A 17,097-nucleotide genomic window follows, 5' to 3' on the forward strand; every position below is an offset into this window, starting at 1 on the left:
CCGGTGTCCGAGTCGGCCCTGTTCGACGTCCCGGTGCTCACCGGCGTCCTCCGCCCGCCCGCCCCCTGGGTGCTGCGGCGCGCGGAGGGGGCGGAGCTCGCCGCCTACCGGCGGCTGCGGCGCGACGCGTTCGTCACCGAGCAGCACCTGTTCTCGGGCACCGACGCGGACGACGTCGACGACGACCCGCGCACGGTGGTCCTCGTCGCGGTCGCGCCGGACGGCGCCGTGCTCGGCGGGGTGCGGCTCGCGCCGCTGACCGAGCCCGACATCGGGTGGTGGGCCGGCAGCCGGCTCGTCGTCGACGGCGCGGTGCGCGGCGCCGCGGGGCTCGGCGCGCAGCTCGTCGACGAGGCGTGCCGCGTCGCCGAGGCGGCAGGCGTGCTGCGCTTCGACGCGACGGTGCAGCAGCGGTACGCGCCGATGTTCGCGCGGCTCGGCTGGACCGACGCGGGCGCGACCGAGGTCGGAGGAGCCCCGCACCGCCGCATGCGCTGGCCGATCGACCGCGTCGCCGCGCTCGTCGAGCGCACCAAAGCGCCGCTGGCGGAGCTGCTCGATCCCTTCGGCGCGGCGTGGGGGACCGCGCCCGGCGCCTCCCTCGGCGGTGCGGGCTTCGTCGGCGACGACGGCGCACCGGTGCCGGGCAGCGACCTCGTCGCGGCCTGCGACGCCATCCTGCCCGCGATGGTGCAGCGCGACCCGGAGTGGGCCGGCTGGTGCGGCGTGCTCGTCAACGTCAACGACCTCTCCGCGATGGGGGCCGACCCGGTCGGCCTGCTCGACGCCGTCGCCGGCCCCGACCTCGGGACCGTCCGTCGCGTCGTCCGCGGCCTGCGCAGCGCCGCGGAGGCGTGGGGCGTGCCCCTCCTCGGCGGTCACACGCAGCTCGGGGTGCCCGCGGCGCTCGCGGTCACCGCGCTCGGCCGCACCGGCGCGCCGGTGCCCGGCGGCGGCGGGCGCCGGCACGACGAGCTCACGCTGACCGTCGACACCACCGGCGGCTGGCGGCCGGGCTCGTCCGGCACCCAGTGGGACTCGACCTCCTCCCGCTCCGGCGAGGAGCTGCGCGCGATGGCCCGCCTCGTGCGGGACGCGGCGCCGCGGGCGGCCAAGGACGTGAGCATGGCCGGGATCGTCGGCACCGCGGGCATGCTCGCGGAGGCGTCCGGCTGCGGCGCCGAGATCGACGTGGCCGCGGTGCCGCGGCCGGCCGACGCCGCGACGGGCGACTGGCTCACCTGCTTCCCCGGCTTCGGGATGCTCACCGCCGACGCGCCCGGCGCCTCCCGCATGGCCTCGCCGCTCACCGACTCGGCCGCGATCGGGCGCCTGTCCGCCGCGCCCGGCGTGCGGCTCACCTGGCCCGACGGCGAGACCACCACCGCCCTCCCCGGACCCGTCACGGGCCTCGGGCACGCCTGAGATGAAGGAGCACGGGATGCCCGTCACGCTCGCCGCCGCGTCCGAGAACTTCGGCCGCGACCTGGAGGAGAACTACCGCACGATCGAGCGGCTCGTCGCCGAGGCGAGCGCCGCCGGCGCCGATCTGCTCGCGCTGCCGGAGGCCGCGATCGGCGGCTACCTGTCGAGCCTCGGCGGGCACGGCGACCCGTCGACGCCGGAGTCCCTGCCGCCCGCGATCCGCCTCGACGGTCCGGAGCTCGCGCGGGTGGCCGCGCTCGCCGGCGACCTCGTGCTCGTGCTCGGCGTCTGCGAGGCCGACGGGCCGGAGACGGACCCGGTCCGCTACAACACGGCGGTCGCGCTGACCCGGCACGGCGTGCTCGGCGTGCACCGCAAGGTGCACCAGCCGCTCGGCGAGCACCTCAGCTACGCGGCCGGCGACTCCTTCAGCGCCTTCGACAGCCCGGTCGGGCGCCTCGGCCTGATGATCTGCTACGACAAGGCGTTCCCGGAGGGGGCCCGCACGTTGGCGCTCGACGGCGCGGAGGTCGTCGTCTGCGTCTCCGCGTGGCCCGCCGCGCGCACCGCGGGATCGACCGACCTGGCCGAGGACCGCTGGACCAAGCGCTTCCGCCTGTACGACCAGGCGCGGGCGCTCGAGAACCAGATCGTCTGGGTCGCCTCCAACCAGGCCGGGACCTTCGGGCGCCTCCGCTTCGTCGGCTCCGCCTCGGTGATCGGGCCGGGCGGCGAGGTGCTCGCCGACACCGGCGTCGCCGCCGGCCTCGCGATCGCGACGGTCGACGTGCCCGAGGAGCTCGCCACCGCCAGGCGGGCGATGTTCGCGCTGCGCGACCGCCGCCCCGACGCGTACGCGCTGGACGGCCGGGTGGCCGAGGAGGAGCTGGTCGATGCCTGAGATGACGTTCACGGTCCGCTGGCCGGACGGCCGGGTGGAGGAGTGCTACTCGCCGTCGCTGGTCATGTGGGACCACCTGCAGGTCGGCGCTGAGTACCCGGTCGGCGACTTCGCCGCCCGGGCGTCGGCGGCGCTGGAGGAGGCGGGGGAGCGCGTCCGCGCGCGCTACGGGTTCCTCTGCACGAGCGCGCTCGCGCAGGCGGAGGCGATCCGCGGCCGGGCCGCGGCGCTCGACGCCGCGGCGCCGGTCCGGGTGCTCGCGATGGCCCCGCCGCTGCCCGTCGAGGCCCGCTCGTGACCGCCGTGCTGCCGGAGCGGGTCGAGGTCGCGATCGTCGGGGCCGGCCAGGCCGGCCTCGCGGCCTCCTGGCACCTGGTGCAGCGCGGCGTCGACCACGTCGTGCTCGAGCGGGCGACCGCGTTCCACGACTGGCAGGACCGCCGCTGGGACGCCTTCACCCTGGTCACGCCCAACTTCCAGTGCCGCCTGCCGGGTTTCGCCTACGACGGCGACGACACGCAGGGGTTCATGACCCGCGCCGAGGTCGGCGCCTGGCTCGGGCGCTACCGGGCGAGCTTCGACCCGCCCCTGCTCGAGGGCGTCGAGGTCGTCGGCCTCACCCGTGCCGAGGACGGCTTCCTCCTCCGCACCTCGGCGGGGGAGCTGCGCGCGGCCCAGGTCGTGATCGCGACCGGCGGCTACCACCGGCCCGTGGTGCCGCCGCTCGGGCTCCGCCTGCCCGACGGCGTCGTGCAGGTGCACTCCGCCGACTACCGGAACGCCGGGTCGCTGCCGGAGGGGGCGGTGCTCGTCGTCGGCAGCGGCCAGTCGGGCGCGCAGATCGCGGAGGACCTGCACCTCGCGGGGCGCCGGGTGCACCTCGCGCTCGGCCGAGCGCCGCGCAGCGCCCGCCGCTACCGCGGCAGGGACTGCATCGCGTGGCTGGAGGAGATGGGCGTCTACGACGTCACCGTGCAGCAGCACGCCTCGGGCCTCGCGAAGCGGGAGTCGACGAACCACTACATGACCGGCCGCGCGGGCGGCCACGACATCGACCTGCGCGCCTTCGCCCTCGAGGGCATGCGGCTGTACGGCCGGCTGACCGACGCGTCGGACGGCGTGCTCCGCTTCGCGCCGACGCTGGCCCAGTACCTCGACCACGCGGACAGCGTGATGGAGTCGATCAAGAACGACATCGACGCGCACATCGCGCGGGCGGGCATCCAGGCGCCCGTGGAGGCGCGGTACTCGCCGGTGTGGGTGCCGGAGGAGGAGCCCGCGGCGCTCGACCTCGCGGCAGAGGGCGTGACGAGCGTCGTCTGGGCCACCGGCTTCCGGCCGGACTACCGCTGGGTCGAGGTCGGCGTCTTCGACGGCACCGGCCACCCGACGCACCGCGCCGGCGAGACGGACGTGCCGGGGCTCTTCTTCCTCGGCCTGCCGTGGCTGTCGACGTGGGGCAGCGGCCGGTTCGCCGGGGTGGCGCGGGACGCGGCGCACGTCGCGGAGCGGCTCGCCGCCCGCGCCGGCGCGCCCGTGCCCGCCTGATGGCGGTCCTCGCCGCCGTCGCCGCACACCTCGGCCGGGACGTGCAGCGGGCGCTGCCGAAGGTGGAGGGGATCCTCGACGACGCGAGGGCCGCCGGCGCGGACCTCGTGGTGCTGCCCGACGCGGCGCTCGGCGGGTACCTGTCCGACCTCGGCGAGCCCGACGCGGAGGACCTGCCCGCGCCTCTGCGCCTCGACGGGCCGGAGCTCGACCGCGTCCGCCGCGCAGCCGGCCGCACCGTCGTCTGCATCGGGCTCGCGGAGGCGGTGCCGGGCGAGCCCGCGCGGCGCTGGAACACCGCCGTCTGCTGCTCCGCCGAGCGGGTGTGGGGCGTGCACCGCAAGGTGCACCGGCCGCTGCACGAGTCGCGGGTGTACGCGGCGGGCGACCGGTTCGCCGCGTTCGACACCCCCGTCGGCCGCGTCGGCATGCTCACCTCCTACGACAAGACGTTCCCGGAGGCGGCGCGCGCCCTCGCCGACGACGGCGCGACCGTGCTCGCCTGCCTCGGCGCGTGGCCCGCCTCCACCACGGACCGCGCCGCGCACCTGCCGCAGGACCGGCAGTCGCGCCTGTTCGACCTGTACGACCTGGCCCGCGCGGCCGAGAACCAGGTCGTGCTCGTCTCGTCGAACCAGACGGGGGTGCAGGGCCGCCTCCGGTTCCTGGGCCAGGCGAAGGTCGTCGGACCCGGCGGCGACGTGCTGACCCGCACCGGTGTGAAGGGCGGCATGGCGCTCGCGGAGCTCGACGTGCCCGCCGAGGTCGCCCGCGCCCGCCGCCGCCTGCACCACCTGGCCGAGCGGGTGCCCGCGGCGTATGCGAGGCGGCCGTGAGGATCGCGCTGCTCACCTACTCGACCAAGCCGCGGGGCGGGGTCGTGCACACGCTCGCGCTCGCGGAGGCGCTCGCCGCCCGCGGGGAGGACGTGACCGTCTGGACGCTCGGGCGCGGCGGCGACGCCGGGTTCTTCCGCCCGGTGGATCCCGCGGTCCGCGTCGAGGTCGTCCCGTTCGCGGCGCAGGAGGGGGAGGGCGTCGGCGCCCGCATCCAGCGCTCCATCCGCACCCTCGCCGCCGCGTTCGACGCCACCGGGTACGACGTCGTGCACGCCGAGGACTGCATCACCGCCAACGCGGTGCCGGGCTGCATCCGCACCGTGCACCACCTGGACAGCTTCACGACGCCCGAGCTGGTCACCTGCCACGACCGCGCGATCGTGCGGCCGCTCGCGCTCGTCACGGTGTCGCGGTCGGTCGCCGCGGAGGTGGAGGCGGGGTGGGGCCGCGTGCCCGCGGTCATCCCGAACGGCGTCGACGCCGCGCGCTTCGACGCGGCCGCGGGGCCCGCCGCCTCCGCGGACCGCGCCGCCTGGCGCGAGCGGTTCGGCGAGTACCTGCTCGTGGTCGGCGGCATCGAGCCCCGCAAGGGCACGATCGACACGCTGGAGGGCTTCGCGCTCGCCCGCCGCCGCCACCCGGACCTGCGGCTCGTCGTCGCGGGCGGGGAGACGCTGTTCGACTACGCCGAGTACCGGCGCCGCTTCGAGCGCCGCCGCGAGGCGCTCGGCGTGCCGGTGGACGTGCTCGGGCCGGTCGACCACGCCGCCCTGCCGTCCCTCGTCGCCGCCGCGCGGGCCGTGCCGTTCCTCTCGACGAAGGAGGGCTTCGGGCTCGCCGCCATGGAGGCGCTCGCCGCCGGCGTGCCCGTCGTCGCACGGGACCTGCCGGTGATCCGGGAGGTGTTCGGGCGCGCGGTCGAGCGGGTCCCGGAGGGGGCGGGCATCGCCCGCGGGCTCGCGGACGCCGTCGACCGCACCTTCACCGGCGAGGGTCCCGCCTCCGAGCTCGGCCGCACACTCGCCGCCTCCTGCAGCTGGGACGCCGCCGCCGCGGCGCACCAGGCCCTCTACGCCGAGGTCCTCGGCCGGTGAGAGGAACCTCGCTCACGCTTCGTGCCGCCGCGACGCCGGTCGGGCGGCACGAAGCGTGAGCAAGGTGCCCACGATCGGGGAGGCGCTCGACCTGCTCGCCGACCGCGATCCGGAGGCGCTCGCGGTGCAGGACGACGCGGAGGCGCTGACGCGGGCCGAGCTGCGGTCCCGGTCGCGGCGGCTGGCGCGCGTGCTGATCGGGGCGGGGGTGCGGGAGGGGGACCTCGTCACCGTCCGCGGCGGCAACGCGGTCGCGTTCGTCGTCGCCGTCTGCGCGGTCCACCGGGCGGGCGGCACGCCCCAGCCGCTGAACCCGCGGCTGCCGCCCGAGGAGCAGCGGGCGGTCGTCGCGCTCGCCGACCCCGCGGTCCTGCTCGGCGCGGAGCCGGAGGAGTTCCCCGACCGGGTCGTCCTGCCGCTCGCGCCCGCGCTCGACGGCGTCCACGACGGGCCGCTGCCGAGCCTCGCGGCGCCGAGCTGGAAGGCGCCGACCTCCTCCGGCAGCACCGGGCGGCCCAAGCTCGTGCTCGCCGCCGCACCCGCCCGCGCCGACCCCGACCGGGCGGCGGCGCCGTTCCTGCCGCTCGCCGCCCGGCAGCTCGTGGTCGGGCCGCTGGCGCACTCCGCCCCGTTCACCTACGCGTTCCGCGGGCTGACCACCGGGCACGCGCTCGTGCTGCTGCCGCGGTTCGACCCGGAGGCGGTGCTCGACGCGGTCGAGCGGCACCGGATCACGTGGGTGCTGCTGGTGCCGACGATGCTGCACCGGATCCTGCGGCTGCCGCCCGCACGCGTCGCGGCCGCCGACCTGCGCTCCCTCGAGCACGTCGTGCACATGGGGGCCCCGATCGACCCGGCGCTGAAGCGGCGCTGGCTCGCGCTGCTCGGGCCCGAGCGGCTGACGGAGGTCTACGCCGGCAGCGAGTCGAACGGCCTCACGGTGATCCGCGGCGACGAGTGGCTCGCCCACCCGGGCAGCGTCGGCCGGCCCGCGAGCGGCACGGAGGTGCGGGTGGTCGACGCCCGCGGCGTGCCCGTGCCGCCCGGCACGACCGGGCGCGTGCAGCTGCGCCGCACCGCCGGCCCCGCCTACCGGTACCGCGGCGCGCCGACGCCCCCCGCGGGGCAGTGGGACACGCTCGGCGACGACGGCCGGCTCGACGCGGAGGGATACCTCTTCCTCGCCGACCGCGGCGGCGACCGCATCCTCCGCGGCGGCACGGCCTTCTACCCGGTCGCGGTGGAGCAGGTGCTCGAGGCCCACCCGGCGGTGCGGTCGGCGGTGGCGGTCGGGGTGCCGGACGAGGACCTCGGCAGCCGGGTGCACGCAGTGGCGGACGTCGCGGGAGACGGCCTCCCCCCCGAGGAGCTGCGGGCGTGGGCGAACGCGCGGCTCGACCCCGAGCAGCGCATCGACACGATCGCGCTCGTCGACGAGCCCGTGCGCGACGACGCGGGCAAGGCCCGCCGGCGCGACCACCGCCCGCCCGCCTGACGCGGCTCAGTCCGGACCGGCGAGCAGCTCCGCGAGCGTCGCGCGGCAGAGGGCCGCGAAGGCGGGGTTCGTGCGGTCGTAGTAGGGGATCGCGACGACGGCCTGCGCGAGCGCGATGCCGCGCGCCCGCGCCCAGGTGCCGTCGTCCGGCGCCAGCCGCGTGCGGAATCGGAGGCGGTCGTCGCCCCGGAGGCAGGACCACGCGGGCACCAGGTCGTTCGCCGGATCGCCCGCACCGCCGCCGCCCCAGTCGAGCACGCCGGCGAGCCGGCCGCCGCGGACGACGAGGTTCGGCGGCAGCAGGTCGCTGTGCACGGCGACGCGCACGCCGTCCCACGCGGGTGCGTCCAGTGCCGCATCCCACGCCGCCTCGACGGCGCGGCGGTCGGAGCCGTCCAGCCGGGGCAGCGCCTGCCGGACCGCGTCGTCGGCGGCGGCCGCCGTCGGGCGCCCGGCCTCGGGGAGGTGCGACGCGTCCATCGCCCGCAGCGCCGCCACGGCGGCGACCAGGTCGTCGACCGGGATGCGGCCGGGCACCGCCTGGTCGCCCTCGACCCAGCGGACGACGGACCAGGCCGCCTCGAACACGCCGGGCTCGGGCCGCCCGAGCAGCACCGGCAGGGGCACGGCGACGGAGAGGACCGCCGCGACCCGCGGCACGACGACCGCCTCGCGGGCCGCGTCCTCGCCGTCGGCGGGCAGGCGCGGCAGCCGCACCGCGAGGTCGTCGCCGAGCCGGAACACCCGGTTCACCGTGCCCACCGCGGACACCGGCCGCACGGGCAGCGCCGCCAGGTCGGGCGCCTGCGCCGCGAGCAGCGCGGACACGGTGGTCGCGTCGGCGGACAGCTCGCCGTCGTGCAGCGCCGCCGTCATCCCGGCACCGTAGCGCCGGTCCGCTCAGCCGGGGCGAGGACCATGGGGGAGTGAGCACGCCGGCCCCGCCTCCCGCGCGCGGCGTCCGCGGGCTGCTCCACGCGCTCGTGCGCCCGTCGCCGAGCCCGCCGCGGCTCGCCATCTCGGTGCAGGCCGGGATCGCGATGCTGCTCACGGTCGGCCTGCCGGCGCTCGCCGGGCGGCCCGACGTCGGCCTGCTCGCCTCCACGGGCGCCCTGTCGGCGCTCTACCTGTCCGCGCGCAGCCGGCGGGAGCGCCTCCGCCGCCTGCCGCTCGTGCAGCTCGGGCTGCTCGTCGCCGTCGCGGCGGGCGCTCTGACCGGAGGCGACCCGATCGGCGCGCCCGTGGTGCTCGTGCTCGTCGGCATCGCGGCGGTCGTGCTCGTCACGGGCACCGCGGTCGGTCCGCCCGGAGCGCTGTTCCCGGTCCTCGGCGCGGGGGTCGCCGCCCGCCTCACCGGTCCGCCGGCCGCGGGCGGCGCCGGGCTCGATCCGCTGCTGGTCGTCGGCTGCGCGATCGGCGGCGCCGTGCTCGCGTACGTGGTCGTCGCGGCACCGCTCCTCGTGCCCGCGGTGCGCCGCAGCGACCGCGCCCGCCCGATCGCCTCCGTGCGGTTCGAGCTCGACCCCGCCGGGCGCACGATCATCACCTGGGTGTCCGTCGCGGTGGTGCTGGCCGCGGTGCTCGCGGCGGTGCTCGGCATCGACCGCGGCTACTGGGTGGTCGTCGCGGTGGTGTCCGTGCTGCAGGGCGGCCGAGGACGCAGGGTGACCGCCGTGCGCGCCGTGCACCGCGTCGCCGGCACGCTCGTCGGCGCGGTCGTGTTCGTCCTGGTCGCGACCGTCGTCGGGCTGCCCGCGCAGGGGCTCGGCCTCGCCCTCGTGCTCGCGCTGCTGCAGTTCGGCGCCGAGATGGTGATCGTCGCCCACTACGGCGCCGCACTGCTCCTCGTGACGCCGCTCGCCCTCCTCATCGCGGAGGCGGGGTCGGCGGGCGACCCGTGGACCATCGCGGGCACGCGGGTGCTCGACACCGCGATCGGGTGCGCGATCGCGGCGGCGGTCCTGGTGGTGGACCACTGGGCCGCCCGCCTCCGCGCAGGCTGAGGTCAGCCCGCGACGACCGCGCTGCGCTGCGCGCCGAGGCCGTCGACGCCGACCTCCACGACGTCGTCCGCCGCGAGGTACGGGAACCGCCCCGACATGGCGACCCCCTCCGGCGTGCCCGTCAGGATCACGTCGCCCGGCTCGAGCCGCACGTAGCGGCTGAGGTCGGCGATCAGCGCGGCGACGGAGAAGACCATGTCGGCCGTGGAGGAGCCCTGCCGCGGCTCGCCGGAGATCCGGGACCAGATGTGCAGCGACGTCGGGTCGACCTCGTCGGCCGGCACGAGCCACGGCCCGAGCGGGCAGAACGTCGGCGCGGTCTTGCCCTTCGACCACTGGCCGCCCGACTCCGAGCGCTGCCACGTGCGCTCCGACACGTCGTTCCCCACGAGGTACCCGGCGACGTGCGCGAGCGCGTCCGCCTCCGCCACGTGCCAGGCGGCGGTGCCGATCACCACGCCGAGCTCGACCTCGTAGTCGAGCGCGTCGGCGCCGTCCGGCCGCACGATGTCGTCGAAGGGGCCGACGACCGTGTTCGGGTGCTTGAAGAACAGGATGGGGTGCTCGGGAGGCGCGCTGCCGGACTCCGCCGCGTGGGCCGCGTAGTTCTGGCCGATGCAGAGCACCGCGCCGGGCCGGGCGACGGGCGCGCCGACGCGCAGGGACGCCGCGTCGGGCAGCTCGGTGAGCCGTCCCTCCGCGAGCGCGCGGCGCGCGGTCGCGACGCCGTCCGCGGCGAGGAAGGCGGCGTCGACGTCGCCGGTGAGCGGGGTCAGGTCGTAGTAGCGGTCGTCGACGAGCAGCGCGGGGCGCTCGGCGCCGGGGTCGCCGAGGCGGAGGAGAGCGGTCACCGTGAGGACGCTAGTCCCGAGCGGCGGGATCGACCCGGACCAGTCGGCGACGCGGTCCGCACCGAACACCGCTTGATCGGGTCTCCTACCCATCACTGGGGCCCGAGCGCAAGCCCCTGGACCTGACAGGATTGGTAGTGTTCGGCGGATGAGCAGCACCACCCCCTTCGACGTCGCCGCGTACGTGCGCGCGCCGCTGGGCCCCATGCGGGAGACCCTCACGGGCCTCGGCGCCGCGCTGCCCGCCGACCTCGCGGAGGCGCTGCGCTACGTGCAGCGCCGCGCCCAGGGCACCGGCTCGTGGCTGTCGCACGTGCTCGTCACCGCGACGCACAAGGACGCCCGCATCACCGCGTTCCTCTCGACGTGGGCCTACGAGCACCACTGGATCGGCGACGCGCTCAGCGCGCTCGCCGGCGCCGGTCCGGTCCCCGCCTTCCGCCGCGGCGTCGCCGCGCGCGTCCGCGACCGCTTCGGACCGCTCCGCGAGGCGATCGTGGCGAACCTGCACGGCCGGGCGCTGACCGGCGTGCAGATGGCCGAGCGCCTCGTGGACGGCTGGATCGTCGACGCGATGCTCGAGCGCGCCCAGCAGATCGCGCCCGCCGCCGTCGCCGGCGACCTCGCCCGCATCCGCGAGGGCATCGCCCGGCAGGGCCGCTTCTTCGCCGAGTCCGCGACGGAGGCCCTCGCCTCCTCCCGCGCCGCCCGCGTGCTCGCCCGCCGCCGCCTCGCCACGCGCACGTGGCCCATCGGCGCCGACCGCGAGCCCGCGGCGGCCACCGCCGCCGCGCTCGCCACCCTCTTCGGCTCCGACGCCTCCTGGGCCGCCGCGATCGACCAGCGGATCGATGCGCTGCCCGGCCTCGCCGGCCTGCACCTCGTGCGCCGCTCGGCCCGCAAACCGGGCAGGCGACCGGTCCGAATCCCTCTGCGCGGCACGCTGTCCCGGCGCGCCGCATCCGCTCCCCACGGGAAGGACGAGGCGCGCTAGCGCTCCCCATGGCATTCGACATCGACACCTTCGCCGAGTCCAGCACGGCCGTCGCCTGGGGCGACATCGACCTCGACGCGTTCCGCACCGACCCGCTGCCCGAGAGCTCGCTGCGCGCCCTCCGCTACATGTGCGACGTCGAGTACCACACGGTCTGCTACCTCCGCGACATGCTCGTCACCCCCTCCCACGGCGACGGCGAGGTGTCCACGTTCATGACGATGTGGAACCGCGAGGAGTACTGGCACGGCGAGGCGCTCGCCGCGGTGCTCAAGGTGCACGGCATCGAGGTCGAGTACGACCAGCTGAAGGCGAGCCGCATCAAGCTCGGCTGGCGCGACCGCATCGACCCGATCAAGCAGGCCGTCTACGGCAACATCGTCGGCAAGGACTTCGTCGCCACCCACATGTCGTGGGGCAGCGTGAACGAGCGAGGGGCCGCCTCCGCCTACCGCCGCCTCGCGCAGCTCGAGCCGCACCCGGCCCTGGCGCCGCTGCTGAAGCGCATCGCCGCGCAGGAGAGCCGCCACATCGCGTTCTACACGACCCAGGCGACGAAGCGGCTCGAGGAGAGCAAGCTCGCCCGCGCCTTCACCCGCTTCGCGCTGTCCAAGGTCTGGGGCCCCGTCGGTTCGACCATCGAGCCGGAGGAGGAGGTCCGCTTCGTCATGGGCTACCTCTTCGACGGCCCCGAGGGCCTCCGCGAGGTCCGCAAGATGGACGAGGCGATCGCCAAGCTGCCCGGCATGCAGGGCCTCGGCATCAACGAGGCGGCCTTCCGCGCCCGCGGCCTCTACGCGGACCTCCCCGCCGCCTGATCCCTGCTAGCGGGGCCGTCCGCTGCTGATCCGACGGTGCGCACTGTTGGTTCAGCAACGGCGCGCCCCGTCAGCGGAACGACTGGTCGGCCGGCAGGGCACGGGATCCGCTCCTCCCCAGGCGGTGCCGCCATGCTCGGCGCGCCGACCCGCGAGCATCGGCGCGTGCAACCAGTCCTCGCTCCCGTCGACCCGTGGCGGCTCGAGATCCTGCTCGTGAGCGGAGGATCCCGCAGCTCGACCGAGCGGGCGTCCATCAGCCGCGACGTCGAGCGCGGTCTGCTCCTGCGCCTCCGTCCCGGCGCGTACGTCGAGCGCACCGGGTACGGGTGCCTGTCGCCGGAGCAGCAGCACGTCGTGCACCTCCGAGCGGCGGCTGCGACCTCGGACGCGCCGCTGCTCGTCTCGCACTGGTCGGCGGCGATCGCGCACGGGCTGCCCGTGCTCCGCTCGCGGCTCGGCGCCGTGCACGTCACGGTTCCGGAGGACGACGACCGGCACAGGACCGGCCTCGTGACGCACCACTTCCTCGTGGAGGACGCCGAGGTCGTCCGCATCGGCGACCTCGTCGTGACCTCGATCGGTCGGACCGTTCTCGACCTGGCGGGCGGGTCGCCCTTCGAGGAGGGGGTGATGGCGGCGGACGCGGCGCTCCTCGCCGGCGTGCCCCGCGAAGTGCTCGAGGCCTCGGTCGAGCTGGCCGGCGCTCGACGGGCGTCGCGGCGCATCGGCGAGGTGGTCGCCTTCGCCGACCCCGGCGCCGAGTCGGCCGCCGAGTCGCGGCTGCGGGTGTCCCTGATGCGACTCGGCGTCGAGGTGCCGGAGCTGCAGCGCCCGGTCGTGCTCCGGAGCGGCCGCCGCGTCCACCTCGACGCCTGGCTCCGCACGGCCGACGTCGGGATCGAGGTCGACGGCGAGCAGAAGTACCTCGACGCGGCGATGGCGCCCGCGGGTGCCGGACGAGCCGTCATCGAGGAGAAGCGGCGGGAGGACGAGGTGCGCCTCGGAGTCCGCGCTCTCGTCCGGGTCGGCTGGGTCCAGACGGGGAACCTTGCCGCGCTGCGGGCGGTCCTCGCACCGGTCGGCGTGCGGGCGACGCGGCCCCGCACGACGCTTGCGGCCTACTGCGAGCGGGCTCGCCGCTCCCGTCCCCGCCGCCCCTTCCGCTAGCGGGGCCCTCAGCTGCTGATCCCGCGGTGCGCAGCGGCAGAACAGCAGCGGCTGGCCCCGCTAGCGGAGGAGCGGGCGCGCGCCGACGGCGAAGCGCGGGGTAATGCCGAGCTCCGTCACCTCCGCGTCGGACAGCATGCGGGAGCGGATCAGGAAGCGCTTGCCCTCCGGCGCCTCGACGGAGAAGCCGCTGCCCCGGCCGTCGACGAGGTCGATCGTGATGTGCGTCAGCTTCCAGAGCTCGTACTGCGACGCCGACATGTACACCGGAACCGGGTCGATGCCGTCGACCGCCAGGTCGCCGAGGTGCATGTCGGCGGCGCCCGTCCGGAACATGCCGACGGGGTAGCACATCGGGCTCGAGCCGTCGCAGCAGCCGCCGGACTGGTGGAACATCAGCGGTCCGTGCTGGGCGGCGAGCGCCCGCAGCATGTCCGCGGCGGCGGGGGAGACGTCGATCCTCGACGCGGTCATCCGGTCCTCCTGGTCAGCGGGGGTGGGGGCCCGTCGCGCGAGACGACGCATCGCGCGACGGGCCGGTCTGCGCCGCAGCCCTCGCTCCGCAGGACCCGGCATCCTGCGGAACGAGCACTGCGGTGGGACGGGATCAGAAGAAGCCCATGGGGCCCTCGGCGTACGAGACGAGGAGGTTCTTCGTCTGCTGGTAGTGGTCGAGCATCATCTTGTGGTTCTCGCGGCCGATGCCCGACTGCTTGTACCCGCCGAACGCGGCGTGCGCCGGGTACTGGTGGTACGTGTTGCACCAGACGCGGCCGGCCTCGATCGCTCGCCCCGCGCGGTACAGCTGCGACCCGTCGCGGCTCCAGACGCCCGCGCCGAGGCCGTACAGGGTGTCGTTCGCGATGGAGATCGCGTCGTCGAACCCGTCGAAGGACGTCAGCGCGAGCACCGGCCCGAAGATCTCCTCCTGGAAGATCCGCATGTCGTTCGTGCCCTCGAAGATCGTCGGCTGCACGTAGTAGCCGCCGGTCAGGTCGCCGCCGAGGTCGGCGCGCTCGCCGCCCGTCAGCAGCTTCGCCCCGCCCTGCGTGCCGATGTCCATGTACGAGAGGATCTTCTCGAGCTGGTCGTTGGAGGCCTGCGCGCCGATCATCGTGGACACGTCGAGCGGGTTCCCCTGCTTGATGCGCTTGACCCGCTCCACGCCGTCGGACACGAAGCCGTCGTAGATCGACTTCGCGACGAGCGCGCGGGAGGGGCACGTGCACACCTCGCCCTGGTTGAGGGCGAAGAACGAGAAGCCCTCCTGCGCCTTCTCGTAGAACGCGTCCTTCTCGCGGGCGACGTCCTCGAAGAAGATGTTCGGGCTCTTGCCGCCGAGCTCGAGCGTGACCGGGATCAGGTTCTCGCTCGCGTACTGCATGATCAGGCGCCCGGTCGTGGTCTCGCCGGTGAACGCGATCTTGCGGATGCGCGGGTGGGAGGCGAGGGGTGCGCCGGCCTCGAAGCCGAACCCGTTGACGATGTTCAGCACGCCGGCCGGGATCAGGTCCTTGATCAGGTCGAGCAGGAGGTGGATCGACGCCGGGGTCTGCTCGGCCGGCTTCAGCACCACGCAGTTGCCGGCGGCGAGCGCCGGCGCGAGCTTCCACGTCGCCATGAGGATCGGGAAGTTCCAGGGGATGATCTGGCCGACCACGCCGAGCGGCTCGTGGAAGTGGTACGCGATGGTGTCGTGGTCGATCTCGGACACGCCGCCCTCCTGGGCGCGCAGGGCGCCGGCGAAGTAGCGGAAGTGGTCGATCGCGAGCGGGATGTCGGCCGCGAGGGTCTCGCGCACCGGCTTGCCGTTCTCCCACGTCTCGGCGACCGCGATCGCCTCGAGGTTCGCCTCCATGCGGTCGGCGATCCGGGTGAGCATCAGCGCCCGTTCTGCGGGGGAGGTGCGGCTCCAGGAGGGGAACGCCTTCCAGCCCGCCTCGACGGCGGCGTCGACGTCCTTCGCGGTGCCGCGCGCCATCTCGGTGAACGGCTTGCCGGTCACCGGCGTGATGTCGTCGAAGTACCGGCCCTCGGCCGGCGGCACGGATCGGCCGCCGATGAAGTGGTCGTACCGGGGCTTGTAGCTCACCACGGAGCCGTCGGCGCCGGGAGCCGCGTAGACCTGCGGGCTCGCGGCGGGAGGTGCCTCCTGCGCCTTCTCGGCGGGAGCGTCAGCGAACATCGTCATCGTGGGACTCGTTCCTTCCGAACTTCGTCGTCCGGGCCGCGGAACCGGGGTGCACCCGCCGCGGTCGGGCACGTTCCGCGTGCCTGGACCGGGACGCTAGGTCGGGCGACGTTGCGCCGGGTTGCACGTCTCGGCGGGATCGGTCCGCCGAGGGATCGGCTCAGTCGAGCGCGTCGAGGCGCGCCACGACGCCCGCCCGCTTCGGCGACCGGGCGGGCAGCAGCCGCAGCGCGGTGGTGAGCGGTGCGGGATCGTCGGGCGCGACGCGCTCCGCGTAGGCGAGCAGCAGGTCGGGGGAGGCGCTCTCGAGGATCGCCTCCCGGAGGCGCGCCTCCACCTCGTTCCGGATCTCCTCGACGCCGGGCGCGACGGAGCCCGGCAGCACCTCGCCCGGGTAGGCGTCGAGCGCCGCGCGGTGCGCCCCGCGATCGAGCAGCGCGAGCAGCCGGCGCACGTCGAGGTCGACGGGGACCGGGAGGCGGTAGGGCCGCGCGAGCGGCACGAGGGTCGGCGCGACGCCGGCGAGCACGTGGCGCAGCCGCACCATCTCCGGCCGGATCGTGGCGGCGGCGTCCGACCGCCCGTGGACCAGCTCGGCGAGGCGCTCGGCCGACACCCCGGTCCGATGCCACGCCAGCAGCGCGAGCAGCTCCGCGTGCCGGAGGGAGAGCTCGGTCGTCACGCCGCCGACGGTCAGCGCCGCCTGATCGCGGCCCAGCACCGCGAGGCGCGGCGCCCGGGCGACGGACGCGCGGCGGCGGCGCCCGCCGCTCCGCAGGCGCTGCAGCAGCAGCTCGCGCTCCACCGCGGCGGCGGTCGCCTCGAGCAGCGGAAGGGCGCGGGGCGCGACGACCTCCGGGCCCCCCGTGATGTCGAGCACCCCGATGGTCTCGTGCGTCTCCAGGTCGTGCAGGGGCACGGCGGTGCAGCTCCACTGCCGCACCGAGAGCGCGAAGTGCTCGGCGCCCGCGATCTGCACCGAGCGGTCGAGGGCGAGCGCGGTGCCGGGCGCGGAGGTGCCGATGCGGCCCTCGGACCAGTCGGCGCCCGCGACGAAGCGCATCGCCTCGGCGCGCTCCATCAGGACCGGGTCCCCCTCCACCACAGCAGCCGACCCGCCGCGTCGCCGACCGCGACGACGACGCCGCTGTCGGGGTCCGCGTCGCGGACGAGCAGCGAGCGGATCACGGGCAGCGCCGCCGCGAGGGGGTGGCCGCCGCGCAGCTCGTCGAGCCGGTCGCGCTCGATCGGCGCGCCCGCCTCGGCGCGCTCGGGCTCGAGCCGGCCGGCTCTCGCCCGGGCCCACGACTCGGCGACGAGGCGCCGCGGCGAACCGCTGCGCGCGCCCCGCGACTCGGCGGGCATCGGACCTCCCGTCCGCCGGGCGTCGTCGTCGACGGCGGCAGGCCCACCACGCTACCCACGGCGCCGCGCCCGCGGAACGGTCGACGGCGAGGTGTGCACGCACGGTCGGTCGCGGCGGTCGGCATAGGCTCGGCGCATGAGCGACTCCGCCGAGATCACGATGTACGGCGCCGACTGGTGCCGCGACTGCCGCCGGTCGAAGGCGCTGCTCGACGCCGAGGGGATCGACTACCGCTACGTCGACGTCGAGGTGTCGAAGGAGGCCGCGGACGAGGCGATGGCGGTCAGCGGCCGCCCGAACATCCCGGTGATCGTGTTCCCCGACGGCTCGCACCTGGTGGAGCCGTCCGACGAGGCGCTGCGCACCAAGCTCGCCGTCGTCTGACGACCTCTCCGCCGATCC

General features: G+C 75.9%; 18 protein-coding genes. 12 read left to right on the forward strand and 6 right to left on the reverse strand.

The genetic code is table 11. The features are described from left to right. Positions 1-3 precede the first annotated feature (3 nt). The 7 genes from ABEA53_RS03450 to ABEA53_RS03480 are packed head-to-tail and all read left to right on the forward strand — an operon-like array spanning position 4 to position 7,302. Complete coding sequence (locus ABEA53_RS03450) at positions 4-1,425, forward strand: MSMEG_0567/sll0787 family protein (RefSeq protein WP_345479548.1); 1,422 nt, start codon at positions 4-6, stop codon at positions 1,423-1,425. Positions 1,426-1,441: 16 nt separating this feature from the next. Beyond that, on the forward strand, positions 1,442-2,326 hold the full coding sequence (locus ABEA53_RS03455) for a carbon-nitrogen hydrolase family protein (RefSeq protein ID WP_345479549.1): 885 nt from the start codon (positions 1,442-1,444) through the stop codon (positions 2,324-2,326). Further along, positions 2,319-2,624, forward strand: coding sequence for an MSMEG_0570 family nitrogen starvation response protein (locus ABEA53_RS03460; protein ID WP_345479550.1), 306 nt, complete (start codon positions 2,319-2,321; stop codon positions 2,622-2,624). The genes ABEA53_RS03455 and ABEA53_RS03460 overlap by 8 nt, the downstream gene beginning before the upstream one ends. After that, positions 2,621-3,874 carry an MSMEG_0569 family flavin-dependent oxidoreductase gene (locus ABEA53_RS03465; RefSeq protein WP_345479551.1) on the forward strand — a complete coding sequence of 418 codons (1,254 nt, stop codon included), beginning with the start codon at positions 2,621-2,623 and terminating at the stop codon, positions 3,872-3,874. The genes ABEA53_RS03460 and ABEA53_RS03465 overlap by 4 nt, the downstream gene beginning before the upstream one ends. Further along, positions 3,874-4,710 (forward strand): carbon-nitrogen hydrolase family protein, encoded by an 837-nt coding sequence (locus ABEA53_RS03470; RefSeq protein WP_345479552.1) that lies wholly within the window; start codon positions 3,874-3,876, stop codon positions 4,708-4,710. Before ABEA53_RS03465 ends, ABEA53_RS03470 begins: the two co-directional genes overlap by 1 nt. Next, on the forward strand, positions 4,707-5,807 hold the full coding sequence (locus tag ABEA53_RS03475) for an MSMEG_0565 family glycosyltransferase (protein WP_345479553.1): 1,101 nt from the start codon (positions 4,707-4,709) through the stop codon (positions 5,805-5,807). The genes ABEA53_RS03470 and ABEA53_RS03475 overlap by 4 nt, the downstream gene beginning before the upstream one ends. Before the next feature lie 55 nt (positions 5,808-5,862). Next, positions 5,863-7,302, forward strand: coding sequence for an AMP-binding protein (locus ABEA53_RS03480; protein ID WP_345479554.1), 1,440 nt, complete (start codon positions 5,863-5,865; stop codon positions 7,300-7,302). 6 nt (positions 7,303-7,308) lie between these two features. Here ABEA53_RS03480 and ABEA53_RS03485 read toward each other — a convergent pair whose 3' ends face one another. Then, positions 7,309-8,178 (reverse strand): phosphotransferase, encoded by an 870-nt coding sequence (locus tag ABEA53_RS03485; protein ID WP_345479556.1) that lies wholly within the window; start codon positions 8,176-8,178, stop codon positions 7,309-7,311. A 50-nt stretch (positions 8,179-8,228) separates the two neighbouring features. Here ABEA53_RS03485 and ABEA53_RS03490 point away from each other — a divergent pair, with 50 nt between their 5' ends. Continuing rightward, complete coding sequence (locus ABEA53_RS03490; RefSeq protein ID WP_345479557.1) at positions 8,229-9,305, forward strand: FUSC family protein; 1,077 nt, start codon at positions 8,229-8,231, stop codon at positions 9,303-9,305. A gap of 2 nt (positions 9,306-9,307) precedes the next feature. Here the strand turns inward: ABEA53_RS03490 and ABEA53_RS03495 are convergent, their stop codons facing one another. After that, complete coding sequence (locus tag ABEA53_RS03495; protein WP_345479558.1) at positions 9,308-10,156, reverse strand: fumarylacetoacetate hydrolase family protein; 849 nt, start codon at positions 10,154-10,156, stop codon at positions 9,308-9,310. 148 nt (positions 10,157-10,304) lie between these two features. Between ABEA53_RS03495 and ABEA53_RS03500 the strand changes: the two genes are divergently transcribed. The 3 genes from ABEA53_RS03500 (at position 10,305) to ABEA53_RS03510 (ending at position 13,138) form a co-directional block, all read left to right on the forward strand. After that, positions 10,305-11,150 carry a hypothetical protein gene (locus ABEA53_RS03500; protein WP_345479559.1) on the forward strand — a complete coding sequence of 282 codons (846 nt, stop codon included), beginning with the start codon at positions 10,305-10,307 and terminating at the stop codon, positions 11,148-11,150. Positions 11,151-11,158: 8 nt separating this feature from the next. Next, positions 11,159-11,968 carry an acyl-ACP desaturase gene (locus ABEA53_RS03505; protein ID WP_345479561.1) on the forward strand — a complete coding sequence of 270 codons (810 nt, stop codon included), beginning with the start codon at positions 11,159-11,161 and terminating at the stop codon, positions 11,966-11,968. A 165-nt stretch (positions 11,969-12,133) separates the two neighbouring features. Further along, a complete protein-coding gene (locus ABEA53_RS03510; RefSeq protein ID WP_345479562.1) occupies positions 12,134-13,138 on the forward strand; it encodes a hypothetical protein in 1,005 nt (334 codons plus the stop codon). A 60-nt stretch (positions 13,139-13,198) separates the two neighbouring features. Here ABEA53_RS03510 and ABEA53_RS03515 read toward each other — a convergent pair whose 3' ends face one another. From ABEA53_RS03515 to ABEA53_RS03530, 4 genes are all read right to left on the reverse strand, one after another. Next, entirely contained in the window at positions 13,199-13,612 is a 414-nt protein-coding gene (locus ABEA53_RS03515; RefSeq protein ID WP_345479563.1) for a DUF779 domain-containing protein, read from the reverse strand. Between the two features lie 133 nt (positions 13,613-13,745). After that, positions 13,746-15,323: an acetaldehyde dehydrogenase ExaC gene (gene exaC / locus ABEA53_RS03520; RefSeq protein WP_345479677.1), complete on the reverse strand. Its 1,578-nt coding sequence runs from the start codon at positions 15,321-15,323 to the stop codon at positions 13,746-13,748. Between the two features lie 166 nt (positions 15,324-15,489). Further along, positions 15,490-16,431, reverse strand: coding sequence for a GAF domain-containing protein (locus tag ABEA53_RS03525; protein WP_345479564.1), 942 nt, complete (start codon positions 16,429-16,431; stop codon positions 15,490-15,492). After that, positions 16,410-16,694 carry a hypothetical protein gene (locus tag ABEA53_RS03530; RefSeq protein WP_345479565.1) on the reverse strand — a complete coding sequence of 95 codons (285 nt, stop codon included), beginning with the start codon at positions 16,692-16,694 and terminating at the stop codon, positions 16,410-16,412. Before ABEA53_RS03530 ends, ABEA53_RS03525 begins: the two co-directional genes overlap by 22 nt. A gap of 136 nt (positions 16,695-16,830) precedes the next feature. Between ABEA53_RS03530 and ABEA53_RS03535 the strand changes: the two genes are divergently transcribed. Beyond that, positions 16,831-17,079 (forward strand): glutaredoxin family protein, encoded by a 249-nt coding sequence (locus ABEA53_RS03535; protein ID WP_345479567.1) that lies wholly within the window; start codon positions 16,831-16,833, stop codon positions 17,077-17,079. The last annotated feature ends 18 nt before the right edge of the window (positions 17,080-17,097 follow it).

This window comes from Amnibacterium soli, from assembly GCF_039544415.1.
GTDB lineage: Bacteria > Actinomycetota > Actinomycetes > Actinomycetales > Microbacteriaceae > Amnibacterium > Amnibacterium soli.